Origin of the sequence: Streptomyces olivochromogenes, assembly GCF_001514115.1 — a bacterium.
GTDB classification, from domain to species: Bacteria; Actinomycetota; Actinomycetes; order Streptomycetales; family Streptomycetaceae; genus Streptomyces; species Streptomyces olivochromogenes.
In genome coordinates this window covers 12084-27852 of the sequence record NZ_KQ948483.1, presented here as the reverse complement: position 1 = coordinate 27852, position 15769 = coordinate 12084, and the positions used below count along the sequence as shown (strand labels likewise).

Here is a 15769-nt window from a genome sequence, read left to right as displayed (position 1 = left end):
CTCCCACCGGGGCGGCCCCACGAGCAGCGCAGCCCAGCCCAGCCCAGCCTCCCTCCGTCTCTGCCGCCGCGCCGCTGGCATACGGTTCGGCTCTACGTACACCGTGCATGGACCTGTGCATAACCCCTGAGCGGGCCCGTTCAAGTCGCGGTTTCAGCGACAGGGCCGTAGACCGGATGCATGGTGCTGCGACCGCCAATGGAACCGATGCTGGCGCAGGCCCGCGACCGTCTGCCCGCGCCGGGAGCCCTACCCGGCGGCCTCCGTTTCACCCGCCGGTTCGGTGAAAGATCGTCGATCATGGGCGGGGCCTTGTCCCGGCACGGGCGTTGGTCGGCTCGTACCGGGGCGACGGTCAGCGGTGTGGGGTTGTACGGGTGCCGCTAGTGGAATCTGACGACGACGCACCCGGCGTGCCCGACTTCGCCGTACTCGCCGTCGTGGGCGCGGCCGCCGCCAGCGTCGCCACCTGCGCCGCCGCGGCCTGCGGCGCCGCAGGAGGGGGGAGCCGGGGAAGCGGGGCTTCCGCCGGCGCCACCTTTGCCGCCATCGATGTCGTTGCCGGGGCCTTTGGTGCCGCTGGCACCCGTGCCGCCCCTGCTGTACCCACAGGGACCCGCGCTGGGGCTCGTGCCGCCGGCGCCGCCGGTGTTGCCTCCGAAATTGACGTAGCGGAGCCCGCCGCCGCCGCCGATACCGCCGGGCATGGTCTCGGTGCGGTTGCCGAGGATGACAGAGGTGGCGCCGCCGTCCCCGCCCTTGCCGCCATGACCCGAGCCGCCTCTGGCTGGGCTAGTGCCACGGGCGCCGACCAACCCGCCCCGGCCCACGGTGATGCGCACGTCGTCGGCGTGCGTGACGTAGAAGTGGCACTCCATGCGCCCGCCGCCACCGCCGCCACCGCCACCACCCCCAGTGCCGAAGCCGCCACCGCCGCCACCGGCACCCGCACCGATGACGGTCACCGTGACCGTCAGGCCGCCTTTCGGGAGCTCGCAGGACGCAGCTCCTGCGGTGTTGAACGTGACGCCACTTACGCAGGTGTTCGCGGCGTCGGCCGGAGAGGCCAGTGTCACGGGCACCACCACGCCCCCGACCGTCAGCGCAACGGCTGCGGCCAAAAGCGTGGGCACTCGGTGCCGGGGATAGTTCGTCGTCATACCCGAGGACGCTACGACGGCACGTGGGCCCTAGCCCCCTAACCTGGCGGCCGGTCACTCAATTGGGGGGCGCACAAGTTGCGGCTGACCAGCACAGATAATCCCCGCCTCCCGCCGAACGCGACCGATACCCTCACCGCCCCTGGTGGGGGCATTCGTGGTGTCTGGGCCAGGTCGGAGAGGGCGGCCCCCAGGCGGGCTGAGCGCCTACTTGGCCAGACGGGCCATCTACGGCGCTCAGTCACATCAGAGGTAGTGGTGAAGTCGGCCCGGGGCGCGCGGCCGAACTCACCACGTTCACCGCCACCGGACATCGCCTGGCGTACCAACACCTGACCCTCCGCCCGCGGGCGGTCGTGGACATGACCGGGCGCTAATGCGGAGGGTTACCAAATCGCTACGATGAGTAGGTGAGGTGGGGGAGACGCAGGGGACAGCACGTCCTCGACCACACCTCTTGAGTAGGCAGGGACGACTATGGCGACTGAGGACACGTCCGGCACGACGGCTGAGACCGAGAGCACCACCAGATCCGACGCGCAGCCGATCGCTATCCCCGCTGCGCATGTCGTCAGCCTCGTGCAGACCACCGAGGCCCATCTCGACGAGCTCGCCACCATCCTCCAGCGGCAAAGGGTGCTCTCGATCCAGTCGGCGAACGGGACGTACGGCGAGGAGGACCGCTCAGCGATCCAGATCGAGATCGACGAACTGACCGACGAGATTGACCGCATCGCGGAGCAGGCATCCATCAACAGGATGCGGATGCTCACCGATGCCTCCGCCGAGGCCAACGTGAAAGCCGCCGACGAGCTGGGCATAGCCCCTGCCGAGATCAAGGACCCGGCATCCCTCGCAGACGCCCAGGCATCCTGGACCCTGCGCGTACACGTGGGGGCAAACACCGACGAGGCACTCGCGGTGAATCTCTTCGCCGCCAACATCCAGTCCCTGTTCGTCGGCGAAGCCGACGCTGCGGACGCCGGCCAGGGTGAGCCACTAGCGGAACAAAGGAGCATCCAGGCATCTGGCCCGGTCAATGTCATGACGGTGGTCGACGCCAACTCTTCCATCGCGAAGATTGATGTCGCGCTCCGCAGCGTCACGGATCAGCTTTCGAATCTGGGAGCGTTCCAAAATCGTCTGGAGTCCGCGATCCGCAGTGCGGACTACACGGTGGAGGGCCTGACCGCCAACGGTGCTCCCGAGGGTGGGGGCACCGTTGCGGACGGCTTGACGGTCGAGATCACGACGGCCGAGTCCTGACGCGTCCCATGTTCGCCGATCAACTCCGTCGCATCGTCTAGTCGCTGGACCGAGCCCACCGTGGCATGGGTTTCTGCAGTGAACTGCCGGTGCCGATGGGCATCATGTGACACGCCACCGATCCGGAATCGTCGATGCCGTACCCGGCACCGTTCCTCGACGAGAGAGCAGCCGAACGGCCCTGCAGCAATCACTCTGGTCCGGCGTCCCCGGACCGGATCACCTGAGATTCTCGGCGCCCCGGCGTCTCAGTTGATCCGGTCGTGGCTGGTCACAGCTGGGTGTACGGACCAGATCATTCGCAACGGGACAGTGATTCTCACCGAAGGTTGGTGGGCGCCACTCTTTCGGGTCAGGTGCACCGGGTCCACGGTGTGACAGAGGTCGGCACGCGATAGGTGTGGCTCCCGACCTCATGAGAATGGGAGACCCCGTGCGGATTCGCTCGATCGTCACCGCCCTGCTCTTGGCCGGCGCGGCTGCCATCCCCTTGTCCGGCATCAGCGCCGCAGCAACCAGCACGTCAGACGGCTACCCCGGCTACGGCTGCCGGGACGGGGCGATGTGGGCCGCAGGGCAGGGCTTCTATACCTGTGTCAACGGCCAATTCGTCTACCGGGAGTGCGGCCCCGGCACGCATGCCGAGCAGCAAGGGGCGGACTACGTCATCTGCAACTACGACTGAGGCGTGATCGGCAGAAGGAAGCGCAGGACCGGATCCGAGAGGACCCGCCCCTGCGCTTGTTCCCACTTAACGTTCGATGAGATGCGACCAGGGTTCGGCGCGAAGGGACACTCCACCCCACTTGCTCAGCCAAAGCGACCGGGATGCGCGCCACCTGCTGGCGGATCACCCTGGATGCATGAAGGCCACGTGGTCCGGGACGATCCAGTTCGGGTTGGTCGCGCTGCCGATCAGGCTGTACGCGGCCACGGAGGAGCATCCCGTGCGCCTTCACGAAATCCATGTCGACGATGGCAGCCGCGTCGAGCACCGCCGCATCTGCAAGGCCGAGAACCGAGAAATCCCCTACGAACAAGTCGGCAGGGGCTATGCCCTGCCAGACGGGCGCATGGTGCCGCTCACGGAGGAGGACCTAGCCCGTCTGCCCTTGCCCACAAAACGGACCGTCGACGTGCTCGGCTTCGTGCCCTCCGAGGACATCGACCCGATCAGTTTCGGACGGCCCTACTACGCCGCTCCCGGACCGGGCGCCGACCGCCCGTACACCCTGCTCGTCGAGGCACTCGCCCGCACCGGCAACGTCGCCGTCTCCAAGGTAGCCCTCCGCGGCCGGGAGCGCCTGGCGCTGCTCCGCCCCCGCCACGGCATTCTCATCCTCCAGACTCTCCTGTGGCAGGACGAACTACGCGACCCCGGAGACCTCGCACCCTCCACACCGGTCACTGACCGGGAACTAGAGCTGGCCGAGGTGCTGATCCGGGAACTCGCCGGCATCAACATCGGCGAGGTCCACGACGAGTACGCCCACGCCCTTGAGCAGCTCGTGGACGCGAAGATCACCGGCGGTGAACTCGTCGAGCCAGCGGAGCCCACCCCGGCGCTGGATCTGTTGGCAGCACTGGAAGAGAGTGTTCGGGCTGCCGAGCAGGCGCACGGGCGCCCGGCGGCCCGCCCTCGGCCGTAGCCCACCACGCATGACATGCGCATTACCCCATTCGGGTTCACCCTGGAAGCGGCACCATCGGCTGCACAGGCCGACCATCCCCCGGGAGGTCCTGTGGTCCTGCTCGCTCTGCTCATGCCCAGCCTGATGATCGCGTTCCTCTTCGCCACGGACGCCGTCGAGGATTACCTCTTCCCACGCCTGCCAGCGGCAGGTGACGTGACACCTCCAGCCGACGACATAAAACCGCGCCTGGGAGGCTCTCTGTGAGCGAACGTCTCAATGCGTGGCCGACGCTGGCCCCGAAGGAGCCCCCTGCGGAGCTCGATCGGCCGTTGGTCGGTGTGGCTGTCCGGTTCGCGATGAGTCAGGTGACGCGCAGTCCCCCGTCGACGAACAGGTCCAGGGCGTTGACGCCGGTGTTGCGGAGGACGAAGTCGGTGGCATCGACGACCTCCGCGGTCGTCACGAGGCGTCCGATAGGGGTACGCGCCAGGTGGGGGTGCTCGGGCGCGTCGCGCCACTTCGCGCTGTCTCCCACCACGCCCGGATGGATCGCATTGATGCGGTGGGGTGCGATTTCCACGGCCAGGGTCTTCACCAGGCCGGTAACGCCGCCGTTGAAGGCGGTCACCATGGTGGAACCGGGGTAGGGGCGTTCCTTGGCCAGGCCCCCGAAGAACACGACCGACGCACCGGGGTTGAACCGGTCACGTAGGGCCCGCACAGTCTCGGTGTAGCCCACCAGTTTGGTGGTCACGGACTCGATGGCTTCGGCGATATCGAAGTCTGCGAGGGAGTTGACGCCCTGTTTGGCGGCGGTGATCACCAGGTTGTCGACCGCGCGAACATCGCCGAGCGCGGCGGCGATCGTCTCCGGCCGCGACAGGTCAACGGCCAGGCCTGTGGTCAGGCCGCCGATCTCGCCGGCCACCGCGTTGGCGTGTGCCGTGGTGCGGCTGGTGATGACGACCGTGTCGCCACGGTCGGCGAACCGCTGGGCCAGTGCGCGGCCCAGTCCGCTACTTCCTCCGACGATGATCGAGCTCGTCACGATCCAGTGGTCCATTCAGGTCGACGGGTAGCTGACAACGAATTGCGTACAAGCAAGATTCAGCGGGGGCGCAGCTGAACCGATCCAGCTCCGGTGACACACAGACTCAGAACCCCCAACCGCGTCGCCTACCGACTCGAAGCCAGTGGAGCCATTCTGGCGCGTTGCGGCGGACGGGCGGATCATGCTCGCCGTAGACGTCAGCAATTGGCTGCAGATGGAGGCTTGCAGAGTGACTGGATCGTGGTGCACACGCAGCACCCCTGACGGACACCATCGACCGAGGCATGCTCGACAAGGCCCGGTTCACCTTCCCGCGCTATGGCGCTCGGGCTGGCTGTGGCCAATTTCATCGAATACGGCCAAACTCGGTCACTGGCCGCAGGAGCTCTGCGGATGGCTGGCGGAGCGGCCGGCCCGGCCCACGCCGCAGTGCGCTACCGGAACGCCGGAGCCGACATCCGCAGGAACGCTGCGCGCCGCCGGCCGGCCCGGGGGGCCACTGGCAGCAGGCGTCGTACTGACCGTCGCACTAACTGCCGCCTTGCTACTGCTCTGGTGACCCTAGGCGGGCCGGGAACGGACCGTCGGCCCACAGGCTACGACGGCGGCGTCCTCAGGCAGTCGACTGCGGCGAGGTCGTCCTTGTCATGGCCAGACGCGACGGGTCGCTTGCAGGCGGTCCCGGACGGCCGTTGACCAAGGGCTGTCCCGCAGAAGATCCGAGCGGCTGCTCGCTGTGGCGCGCCGGGACAGCAACCGGCTTGCCGCGGGCTCAGCTCACTGCCACGCCGTAGGGGCTGGCACCGAGGGTGACAGTCGCGACGACCTTGCGGGAATGCGGGTCGATGACCGCGAGGGTGCCCGCTCCCTGATTCGTGACATAGATCGCCTCGTTGGTGACCTCCAGGTTGAACGGGTCGGTGCCGACAGGGCCCACGGCAATGTTCGCCGAGACGCGGTTATTGGGGATGTCGATCACGGATACGCTTCCCGGGCCGAGATTGGCAGAGTAGGCGTGGTGCCCGTCGGGCGCGACGGCCACGTCGAAGGGGCCCTCGCCAACCTGCACGGGGGTGACCTTGCGGGTGCCGGTTCCGACGGCGAGGACGCGCGTTCCCACTTCGTCGGCGACGTAGGCCGACTTGCCGTCCGGGGTGATGGCGACGCCGACCGGGGAGTGCCCTGCGGAAAGCTTCCGGGCGACTCGGTGCGTGCTGGTGTCGATGACCGACAGGTTGCCGGACCCGGAATTTGCCACGTAGGCCGTACGGCCGTCAGGACTGAACGCCACGTTCACAGGGGACTTGCCGACCGGGATGGTCGCGGCCACCCGGTTGGTTCGGGTGTCGATCACCGAGACGGTGTTCGAACTGCCGTTGGTGACGTAGAGGGACCTGCCATCGGGGCTGAGCCCGACACCGGTGGGGCTCTTCCCGACCGTCACGGTTTTGACGATCTTGTTGTTCCTGGTGTCGAGGACCGAGACCCGGGCCGAGCCGCTGTTGGCGATGTACACGTGTTTGCCGTCCTTGGCGACCGCGACGCCTTCGGGCGCCACGCCGGCCGGCACGGTGGCGACGACCTTGTAGGTGCCGGCGTCGATCACCGAGAGCGTGTTGTCCTGCTGGTTCGTGACATACACGCGACCATTGGCACCAGCGCGGGCGGGCGCGGCCGGCACATAGGCGGTGTCCTTGTGGACTGAGGGGGCGGGCGTACAGGAGATCAACAGGATCCCGATGCCCGCCGCGAGTACCGGTCGGAGCGTCCTGCCGGTTGGCCGGCGGCCGCTGCCGGCTCGGGTCCGCAGGGCAGAGAACATCTCGCCTCCTGTGCGCGTTGCGATGGTTGGGACCGGGACCGGGCCCGGTGGAAGGGAAGGATCAGGCCAGGAGCCCGCGGGCGTAGTAGTCCTTCTCGTCCCGAACACCGGGAAGCGCGAAGAAGTAACCCCCGCCCCTTGGGCTGATGAACGGCACCAGTGCTTCGTCTTCCAGGCGGGTCTGCATGGCGATGTAGGTGTTCAGCTCCTGCTGGAAGCAGACGAATGCATGCCCCATGTCGAGTTCCGGCAGGTTGAAGCTCCGGTCGTAGTCGTAACTGCGACGCAGGATCGTGCTGGTCGCCGCGGTCTGCGGAGTCTGGGGATTGGCGAGGCGGATGTGAGAGTTCAGCGCGGTGATCAGGCCCTGCGGGTCATTGGTGTAGATGGGGTCGAGGAGATCCGTGGCGTTCTCATCCACGGCGTACATGGGAGCGCCACTCGCCTTGCGGCGGCCGAAGATCCGCTCCTGTTGAGCCACGGGCACCTTCTGCCACGCCTCGATGAAGAAGTGCACGATACGCACCACGTGGTACGTGCCGCCTGCGGCCCAGGCCGGTTCGCCGCTCTTCGGCTGGACCCAGACCACCTGATTCATCTGGGTCTCGTCGGAGAGGGTCGGGTTGGAGATTCCGTCCTTGAAACCGAACCAGTCGCGCCGGATACCGACGGGACGCTCCGGATTGCGCTGGCCGTCAATGCGCCAGCGCAGCTTTGCCGCGGACTTGGTGTGGGTCAGGATGTCGAGCAATGCGTGCACCGTCGTGTCACGGTGATCGGCGCAGATCTGGATCAGCAGGTCACCCTGGCTCAGCGCGGGGTCCAGGTCGTCATGGCGGAAGGGCGTCATCTTGACGAGCTGGACCGGCTTGCGCTTGCTCAATCCGTAGCGGTCGTCGAAGAGGGACGCGCCCACTCCGACTGTCAGGGTGAGACCATCCGCCACGAACGTGGGTCCCATGATGCCGTTGTCCGACGGCGCTGCGGTCGGGGGCACCTTCGGTGGTCTGCCGCCCGCCGTGAGGAAGCGGGCTCGCGAGGTCAGCGTGCGGAACAGGTCGGTGAGTTCCGCGCGGTTGGAGGCGGTCACGTCGAGCGAGACGAAAATTGCGTCCTGCTGGGGCAGGGTGGCGATGCCTGCCTGGTGGTAGCCATGAAACGGAATCGTGCGGGATTTCGGTTCCGCCTTGATTCCGACCATCGAGTCGGCACTCGCCGCACCGCTGGCCAAGACGGCCCCGCCCGCCGCTCCGGCCACGCTTGCGGCGGCGCCGTGCAGAAACGACCGCCGGGCAAACGCACTCGCCGGGCACCCTTCGCCGCTCCACCCTTCCTCCAGGGTCGCGGATATCTCGTCAGCCATGGTTCCCCTCAGGCAAGGATCCAGGCGGCAAGTCGTGCGGTGCCGCCGCGATCAGATTCCGTGAGCCGGCCCCGGCACATGGCGCGCGACCGCGTGCGGCAGCCCGACCAGCGTCGGGATTGCCGCCAGATACTTAAATGTTCCGCAAAACGTAATATATTGGACGCGCGCACTTGCGCCACTGGAGAGCCGCCCTTCGGCCAACCCGCCATCGCCGACCCGGAGTGGCGGCGGAGCCGTTCGCGGGCCCGCGCTCGCGGTGGGGATCGCGACTCGCCAGAGCGGTGCACGGTGTCGTGCTCGACGGCGCATTGCGGCAACTTTGACCTCTCACCGCCCCGCGCCGGCGCGGGGCACGGCCCACGAAGGGACCACGCTCTCATGACGTCCGCACCTGTCCACGTCACCCGCAAGCGGCCGACCGTGGCCGTCCTCGGTACCGGGATCACGGGATCAGGGATGGCGCGGAGCCTGCTCCGGACGGGACTCGGCGTCCGCGTCTGGAACCGTACGCAGTCCAAGGCGGCTCCTCTCGCCGCCGACGGCGCCACGGTCACCGAGACGGCGGAGGAAGCCGTACGGGGCGCGGATGTCATCGTGACCATGCTCAACGACGGCCTGTCCGTCGCCGCCGCGCTCACCGCTGCCGCGTCGGGCGTGCACGGCGGTCAGATCCTGCTGCAGAGCTCCACCGTCGGACCCGACGCCACCGCTGATCTGGCCCAACGGGCCGCGGACTTGGGACTCGTGGGCCTTTACGCTGCCCATCTTGCTGGTCAGAACGTTGCGTACGGCGGCTATGCGGGTGAGCGAAGGGCCTTTGGCGGAGTCGGAGGAGTTGGGGCTCCTGTACGACCACGACGAGGAAGAGCGCGCCAAGCGCGAGGAGCTGGTGGAGAAGGTGTTCTCGGATGATCACCCGAGCCGCCCATCTCGAACGAGATCCGGTTTGCCACAACGCACTAAGACGTCGTTTCTTTTGGCTAGAGCGAGTGCTGTTGACCAGCTCAGATGTGTGCAATGCAGTGTGAGAGCCTCCTGGCATGAGCTACGACCTGGCTGTCTGGGAAGGCGAGCGGCCGGCGGATGACAAAGTCGCCGGCCGGGTCTTCAACGACCTGTACGACCGCTATCTCGACGGTGAGCCCGAGCCTTCATCTGAACGCATCAAGGCTTACGTCACCACGCTTCTTGAGCGGTGGTGCGACATCACCGCTGACGAGGAAGAGACCTCTCCTTGGTCGGTCGGGCCCTTGATCGACAGTGCAAGCGGTCCGCTCATCTACTTCGGGATGAGCTGGAGCATGGCCGAGGAAGCGTCGGCCTACGCGGCCACCCTGGCGGCCTCGATGGGGCTGGTCTGTTTCGACGTGCAGCTGGACCGGCTCAGGTCCTGAGCAGGGCTGCCAATCGGCGGTAGCCGATGAGGGATGCGGCGATGCCAACAAAGGCGAGGAAGTGTTCGGCCTTGCGTTCGTAGCGACGGTGAAGACGTCGGCAACCTGCCAGCCAGGAGACGGTTCTCTCAACTACCCAGCGATGCTGGCCCAACCGTTGTGAGGACTCGACGCCCTTGCGGGCAACTCGCCGACGCGCCATGGCCGGTCATCAGCGGCCTCACGGTGTTCTTCACGGTCGTCAGCTGCTCGCAGCAACTCGTGGGCGCATGGAACAGCCTGCTGCACGGCATCTATGAACGCCGAGCCCTACGGGCTACCGAACCAGCCGACGTGCTCCGTTCTCTGAGCAGGACCTCCAGTGACAGGCCGGGGAATCCGCTGACTAGTTCTCCCGACGACCCCACCGAGCCGAGCGAGCACGGGTAAAGGCGCTGTTGGTCGCACCGCGTGGCCAACTGGCGGTCTGGCCGCGCTTGCGTGATGACTACGCCAAAGAAGTCCGAAATTTTGATGCCGGCGGCCACACTCTGGACCTCATCGGCGTTCAGCGCAGGCGTACCGGGGTCACGACGGCGTGGCGGGTGGTACCTGCCAGAACTTCCACGACGGCAAGGCCAGAAGGAATCCTGGTGTAGGTCTCACTGGTGTCTGCGCGGCCATGCTCTGCTGGACCGACCGCAACCAGGACCTGCGCAATCTGCGCAGCGAGCGGCGCCGATAGTGTCTGCGTGAGTGCGGTACGTCCGTTCGGTAGCCGTACCGCGAGCGCGCGGGGCCGGGTCTTCGGCCCGGTGTAGCCGATCACGTCGGCATCGACAGTCTCGGCATGCCGGATCTTCGGCCATGCCCCGGTGCGGCCGGCCCGGTAGAGGGAGGTGGCACGTTTGGCGACGCTGCCTTCGACGCCCTGGCTGTGGAGGGTGGTGTACCAGGTGAGTGCGGTGTCGCGATCGGTGGTCGCGGAGACGGCCTGGATCGGGGTGCTCGCGGGCAGCTCTGCCAGGAGGCTGAGGAGAGCGGCGCGGCGCTCGCTGTACGGACGCGGCCGGACGTCGCCGGACGGCAGTTGCAGGGCGTCGAAGGCGATGTAGTGGGCGGGGTGCTGGGTGGCCAGTTGGCGGGCGCGGGCGGGAGCGGAGGCGGCTCGGGCTTGTGCGGCCTCGAAGCTGATTCGTCCGTCATCGGTGGTGATGACGGCCTCGCCGTCGAGGACGGTCCCGGCGGGGAGGTGGTGGCCGGCGAGGGCGAGGTCGCCCCATGCGGCGGTGACATCGCGTCCGGAGCGGGCAGGCGGGCCCCGTCGTCGGTCCGCCACATGATCATTCTGTGGCCGTCGAGTTTCACCTCGTAGCTCCAGTCCGTTCCGGTGGGCAGTTCCGGTACGGACTGGGCGAGGGCGACGGAGACGGGCCAGTCCACCCGTCCAGCCTGCGGCGGCCGTAGCCGCGGCGCCCGTCGGTGTCGTCGGGAAGGGTGCCGTGGCGGGGGCTCATCCGCTGGTTGTAGGGTCTCGCGCTTCGCTGCATACATCAAGGCCGTGACCTGCGGCTTCTCGCGGTGCCTCACGCTGTTTCATCTGCGGTTGTCTCGGCTCTCGGTGCATCCCCGCCAGGTTCGGCGACACGGGTGTGGTTCCTCCCGTGCCGCGCGGCGCCCTCGTGATGTCAGGCGGCGCGCTTCACGTGGCGGACCAGCCACATCAGCAAGGCGTCCAGGTCGGCGGCGGCCGAGAGGACCCGGTCGACCGCCTCGGGGGTGTGCAGCCACTCCTCGCAGCCGAGGGGACGGGCGGCTATCAGCGAACGGTGGCGCAGCAGGTTCGTACGGGTGTGGTTCGTCGGATAGCCGCGTGGGGGGCGTTTCATCAGGTCCCCAGAGATGTCGTAGCCCTTCTTCCGCACGTCCTCGACGATGGCGGACAGTTCGCGGCCGCTCCCCTCGGAGGCCACGGCTTTGCGGAACATGTCCACCTGTCCGGGATCGGGGTACCACCAGGCGCCCTGGACCCGCAGGCCGTCCAGGGCGAACCGGAGACCGATCTCGATCTTGCGGCCGAGCCGGATCACCGCGCTCTGGTGCTGCCACCACCAGGAGTCGGTGCGGTAGTGCCAGACGGAGAAGTCCTCGTATCGGGGGTCGGTGTCCGCGACCTCGTTGAGAAGGGCGATCATCGGCTGCCGGACCAGGCGTTCGCGGTCTGCGCGACAGCGCTCGCGGGTCGCGTGGGTCGGTTCGCCCTGGAGCTGCCACAACACGTCCATGGCCTGCTCCGGCCAGCCGGTGAACTGTCCGCGCATGCGGGCAGGTTAGCTCACCCATGGTCCGCGCGCGGAGAGTGAGACGGGTAGGGAGCCGTGACCCGAGACAAGGTGGGAGGTCCTGCGGCGGCGTTCGCCGGCCAGTCGAGAGTGCAGTCGATATGAGGCGGGCGGTGAAGATTGTGCAGCCGAACTTGAGATCCCACACTGGTGGGGCTCGGGGTTGTCGTGGAGGTCTGTGATGCCCCGACCGCTGTGGAGCGGCGTCATTTCCTTTGACACGCACCCGGCACGACCGTCCGGCAGGAGAACACCATCGGATCGGAATCGCCAAGGAGACGCCCACATGGGCAATGACACGCAGCGGGCGAAGTTACCACTGGTCATCGCGCAGGCGCGTAGGCCGCGCACGCCCGCCGCTGCGCGGCCGCGCTCCTCGAAGCTGCGGGCGCCCGCCCGGATGAGGTCCGGCACCTCATCGCCGCGATCGAAGGCGGCGCCGTGGAGGGAAGCTCCGAAGAAGTCGCCGCGAACCCGGCTCCCGTCGGCGCGAGTCGGAACGACATCCACTACGTGACATAGCCACCGCCGGTTGTCGGACCTGGGCGGCGCCCGCACACCGGTGGTCGAGCCGTGTCCCCCTCCGCCACCGGCTGACCGGCCGTGACGAGCCCGCCGCCCCGGACATCGCACGCCGGGCATCCGGCCGTGCTGTCGGAGGCGGCTTGTATCCTGCACGCATTCGACGATCTGACGATCACGGGTACGGGCATGCCGGCACGGGGCGGGCGTCCAGGGGCGGGAGCGCGGGGATTTCGATGAGTGACGCACATCCGATACGAAGCCGCAGACCGGGCCTCTCGGTCGGCGCGCGCATCATCGCCGTGGTCGTCCTCGCCGCGATCGGGGCCGTCAGCGCCTGGCTCCAGCACGACGCTCACGGCCGAAATGCGGAGCCGCGTACGGAGTTCACCGCGAGCAACCCGCCCTCCGGTCTGCCCACCGCGCTCACCACCGGCCAGCACCTCCACTGGTCCAACTGCACCTCGCCGCCCACCGCGCACACGGGCTACGACTGCGCCACCATGAAGGCCCCCCTCGACTACCGGAAACCGGAGGGCAGGACGATCGAGGTCGCCCTGATCCGCCGCAAGGCCACCGGCCCGAACGCCCGGCGCATCGGCTCGCTCGTCCTCAACTTCGGCGGCCCCGGCGTGTCCGGCGTGAGCGGACTGCCCGAACGCCTCAACCAGTACGAGCCGCTCCTCGACCGCTACGACCTGGTCTCCTTCGACCCGCGCGGCGTCGGCGCGACCATCCCCGTGCGCTGCGGGAAGACCGCGGACGACACCGGCTACGACGGGGCCGACGCCTGCGCCGAGCACTCCGGGGCGCTCCTCCCGTACATCGGCACCTCGCACACCGCGCGCGACCTCGACCTGATGCGCTACCTCCTCGGCGACGAGCGGCTGCACTACTTCGGCGTCTCGTACGGAACGGCGCTCGGCGCGGTCTACGCCCACTTGTACCCGTCGCACGTCGGACGGCTCGTCCTCGAAGCGTCCGTCGATCCGACCGAGGACCTCGACGAGGAGCAGGTGTCGCAGGTCAAGGCGGTCCAGGCGGCGTTCGACCGGTTCGCCGCGCACTGCGCGGCCCGTATCCGCCACTGCCCGACCGGCGACGGGCCCGAGGAGGCCGCGCGGCGCATGGCGCGCCTGGCCGACCGCCTGGAGAAGAAGCCCGCCCCGGCCGGCGCCGGAAGGAACCTCGACGCCGACGACCTCGCGTACGCCGTCGGCGACCATCTCCGCCTCGGCACGGACGGCTGGGCGCCGCTCGCCAAGGCCCTCACCGCGCTGATCGACCACAACAACGGCCGTCCGCTGAGCAAGGGCGCGGAAGACATCGGCTCCGCCGACCGGGCGGCGACCCCGCGCGACTTCAGCCGCGTCGCCCAGACCGCGATCACCTGCGCGGACTCCAGCCTGCGCCCCGGCTTCGAACGCCTCGACCGGGACAAGGCCCGCGTCAAAGCCGCCTCACCCGTCTTCGGCGCTGCCTGGTCCACCGGCGTCTACCTCTGTTACGACTGGCCGTTCGACGGCGAGCGCGCCACGCTCCAGGTGAACGCCGACGGCGCGGCCCCCGTCCTAGTGGTCGGCGGCACCGGCGACCCGACCACCCCCTACTCCGGCGCCCGTCACATGGCCCGTGCCCTGGGTGACGGCGTCGGCGTCCTCCTGACGGCAGAGGAGGAGGGCCACGGCACATACCCGCAGAACCGCTGCGTCAGGGGGACGGTCGACCACTACCTCCGCACGGGCCGCACCCCGGCCCCGGGGACGGTGTGCCGGGGCAGCATGTCCTGAGGCTCATACGGATCCGCCGGGCGGCCGTCAGCACACCGGTTCGCTCACATGGGCCCCGGGCGTGCACGACAACACCGCCCGGTCCGAGGCCGCCTTCGGGTGGCTGCGTGCGGTGGTCGGGGCAGAGCAGCCGGACGATGTGCAGGCGGGCCGCGAGGTCGCTCCTGACGGCTTCGGCCACAGCGACGTGATTCCCCGGCGGCTCCGTGTCCCGGACGGGCGAGCCCGCGAAGGACATGTCGCGGCGGCACGGTCGAAAGATTCTCTGACGCCCGCCAACTTCCTTGCGAACGCCAGATGGTGGTGCGCACGCGCGTGCTCCCGGACCCGGGCCGGATACCTTTGGCGCCGCGGCTGGCGCCGCGGCTGAGCGGGCAGCCTTACACCCTGCCCGACGACGCTGTCGAATGGATCGAGGCGCTCGCAGCTCTGCGGCGGGAGGCGCTGACGAACCCGAAGGTCACCCCCTTCCGAGAGCACATCGCGAGGGCCTGCGAGTGAGAGGACGCTGGAGGTCCTGCGCCATGAGCTGTCAGGCCCGGGAGAAAACGGCCTGGCGAGCCCTGATCCGCGGGGAATGCGCGGGCAGGCGGCTCTGTTGTAGCGAGTGTGGACGTGGAGGGGACAGTGTCCCCGGGCCTCATTTATAGCCAGCAGGGAAGATCGTTCGGCTGAAGCCCTGCGGAGCCTTTCGCCGCGTAGGCGACCGTCCTTCACGGCCACAGCACGTGGAGCAGCCCCCGACCGGATCCCGGTCGGGGGCTGCTCGTTGTGGCATCTGGGGTCAGGCGAGCTTCACCCGTCGTGGCGGGCGGGGCAGGTCTCCGCCCGCCACGACTCTGTCGTCGGCTCGGCAGCACTGCGGTGGGCTACGCGCAGTCCTTCGTGGGGCCCTGTACCGAGCGAGGGCTTGGGCCAGTTATGCGTGCTGCTGCTCGGCGCAATTGATGGCTGGTTGACGACGGTCCAGGTCAACCTCTGGGCAACCGGCACCTCGGAGACCGGCACTCCGCTCGGGGTGACGGGGTCTTCACCCAGCGGGCCTTACTGGCTCTAACAAAAGATGTTGATCATGTGACTGTTGGCTTGTCTGTTCGTTGGTCTGGTTGTGGGGAAACGTCAGTCGCGGCCTTGGATCGTTTCCGGTGAACTGTGGTCGCTCATCGAGCCGTTGCTGCCCAAGCCTGTGCCGAAGCTGGTCGAGGGCAGACCTTGAGTGCCTGACCGGCAGGCGCTGTGCGGGATCCTCTTCGTCCTGTACACGGGAATCCAGTGGGAGTACCTGCCCCAGGAGCTGGGCTTCGGTTCGGGTATGACCTGTTGGCGGCGCCTGGCGGTCTGGAACGAGGCCGGCGTCTGGGGCCAGTTGCATGTGCTGCTGCTGGAGAGACTGCGGTCGAAGGACAAGCTGGACTGGTCGAGGGCGGTGATCGACTCCTCCCG

13 protein-coding genes and 2 pseudogenes are annotated in these 15769 nt (G+C 68.2%); 8 read left to right on the top strand and 7 right to left on the bottom strand.

Going from position 1 to position 15769, the window contains the following annotated elements; all coding sequences use genetic code 11:
* Window positions 1-383: 383 nt before the first annotated feature.
* On the bottom strand, window positions 384-1160 hold the full coding sequence (locus AQJ27_RS60385) for a hypothetical protein (RefSeq protein ID WP_159064603.1): 777 nt from the start codon (window positions 1158-1160) through the stop codon (window positions 384-386).
* A 477-nt stretch (window positions 1161-1637) separates the two neighbouring features.
* Here AQJ27_RS60385 and AQJ27_RS46480 point away from each other — a divergent pair, with 477 nt between their 5' ends.
* From AQJ27_RS46480 to ku, 3 genes are all read left to right on the top strand, one after another.
* A complete protein-coding gene (locus tag AQJ27_RS46480) occupies window positions 1638-2426 on the top strand; it encodes a flagellin N-terminal helical domain-containing protein (RefSeq protein WP_067383820.1) in 789 nt (262 codons plus the stop codon).
* 415 nt (window positions 2427-2841) lie between these two features.
* On the top strand, window positions 2842-3111 hold the full coding sequence (locus AQJ27_RS46475) for a hypothetical protein (RefSeq protein ID WP_159064602.1): 270 nt from the start codon (window positions 2842-2844) through the stop codon (window positions 3109-3111).
* A gap of 178 nt (window positions 3112-3289) precedes the next feature.
* Entirely contained in the window at window positions 3290-4075 is a 786-nt protein-coding gene (gene ku / locus AQJ27_RS46470; RefSeq protein WP_067383814.1) for a non-homologous end joining protein Ku, read from the top strand.
* A gap of 346 nt (window positions 4076-4421) precedes the next feature.
* Here the strand turns inward: ku and AQJ27_RS46465 are convergent, their stop codons facing one another.
* The 3 genes from AQJ27_RS46465 to AQJ27_RS46455 all read right to left on the bottom strand — a co-directional run bounded on the left by AQJ27_RS46465 (window position 4422) and on the right by AQJ27_RS46455 (window position 8296).
* Window positions 4422-5108, bottom strand: coding sequence for an SDR family NAD(P)-dependent oxidoreductase (locus AQJ27_RS46465; protein WP_067383932.1), 687 nt, complete (start codon window positions 5106-5108; stop codon window positions 4422-4424).
* A 775-nt stretch (window positions 5109-5883) separates the two neighbouring features.
* On the bottom strand, window positions 5884-6933 hold the full coding sequence (locus tag AQJ27_RS46460) for a YVTN family beta-propeller repeat protein (protein ID WP_067383805.1): 1050 nt from the start codon (window positions 6931-6933) through the stop codon (window positions 5884-5886).
* A gap of 61 nt (window positions 6934-6994) precedes the next feature.
* On the bottom strand, window positions 6995-8296 hold the full coding sequence (locus AQJ27_RS46455; protein WP_067383802.1) for a Dyp-type peroxidase: 1302 nt from the start codon (window positions 8294-8296) through the stop codon (window positions 6995-6997).
* A gap of 381 nt (window positions 8297-8677) precedes the next feature.
* Here AQJ27_RS46455 and AQJ27_RS53790 point away from each other — a divergent pair, with 381 nt between their 5' ends.
* On the top strand, window positions 8678-9211 hold the full coding sequence (locus AQJ27_RS53790) for an NAD(P)-binding domain-containing protein (RefSeq protein WP_079065804.1): 534 nt from the start codon (window positions 8678-8680) through the stop codon (window positions 9209-9211).
* 128 nt (window positions 9212-9339) lie between these two features.
* Window positions 9340-9693: a hypothetical protein gene (locus tag AQJ27_RS46445; RefSeq protein ID WP_067383797.1), complete on the top strand. Its 354-nt coding sequence runs from the start codon at window positions 9340-9342 to the stop codon at window positions 9691-9693.
* Here the strand turns inward: AQJ27_RS46445 and AQJ27_RS53785 are convergent.
* The 3 genes and pseudogenes from AQJ27_RS53785 to AQJ27_RS46435 form a co-directional block, all read right to left on the bottom strand.
* A pseudogene (locus tag AQJ27_RS53785) lies at window positions 9683-9883 on the bottom strand (transposase); the annotation flags it as partial. The gene AQJ27_RS46445 and the pseudogene AQJ27_RS53785 overlap by 11 nt on opposite strands.
* A gap of 357 nt (window positions 9884-10240) precedes the next feature.
* Window positions 10241-11011: an ATP-dependent DNA ligase gene (locus AQJ27_RS46440; protein ID WP_096240504.1), complete on the bottom strand. Its 771-nt coding sequence runs from the start codon at window positions 11009-11011 to the stop codon at window positions 10241-10243.
* Window positions 11012-11360: 349 nt separating this feature from the next.
* Complete coding sequence (locus AQJ27_RS46435; protein ID WP_235613923.1) at window positions 11361-11993, bottom strand: DUF2461 family protein; 633 nt, start codon at window positions 11991-11993, stop codon at window positions 11361-11363.
* A 779-nt stretch (window positions 11994-12772) separates the two neighbouring features.
* Between AQJ27_RS46435 and AQJ27_RS46430 the strand changes: the two genes are divergently transcribed.
* The 3 genes and pseudogenes from AQJ27_RS46430 to AQJ27_RS46420 all read left to right on the top strand — a co-directional run.
* Window positions 12773-14326 carry an alpha/beta hydrolase gene (locus AQJ27_RS46430; RefSeq protein ID WP_067383794.1) on the top strand — a complete coding sequence of 518 codons (1554 nt, stop codon included), beginning with the start codon at window positions 12773-12775 and terminating at the stop codon, window positions 14324-14326.
* 297 nt (window positions 14327-14623) lie between these two features.
* A complete protein-coding gene (locus tag AQJ27_RS46425) occupies window positions 14624-14827 on the top strand; it encodes a hypothetical protein (RefSeq protein ID WP_067383791.1) in 204 nt (67 codons plus the stop codon).
* Window positions 14828-15434: 607 nt separating this feature from the next.
* Window positions 15435-15769 (top strand): annotated as a pseudogene (locus AQJ27_RS46420) (transposase); the annotation flags it as partial.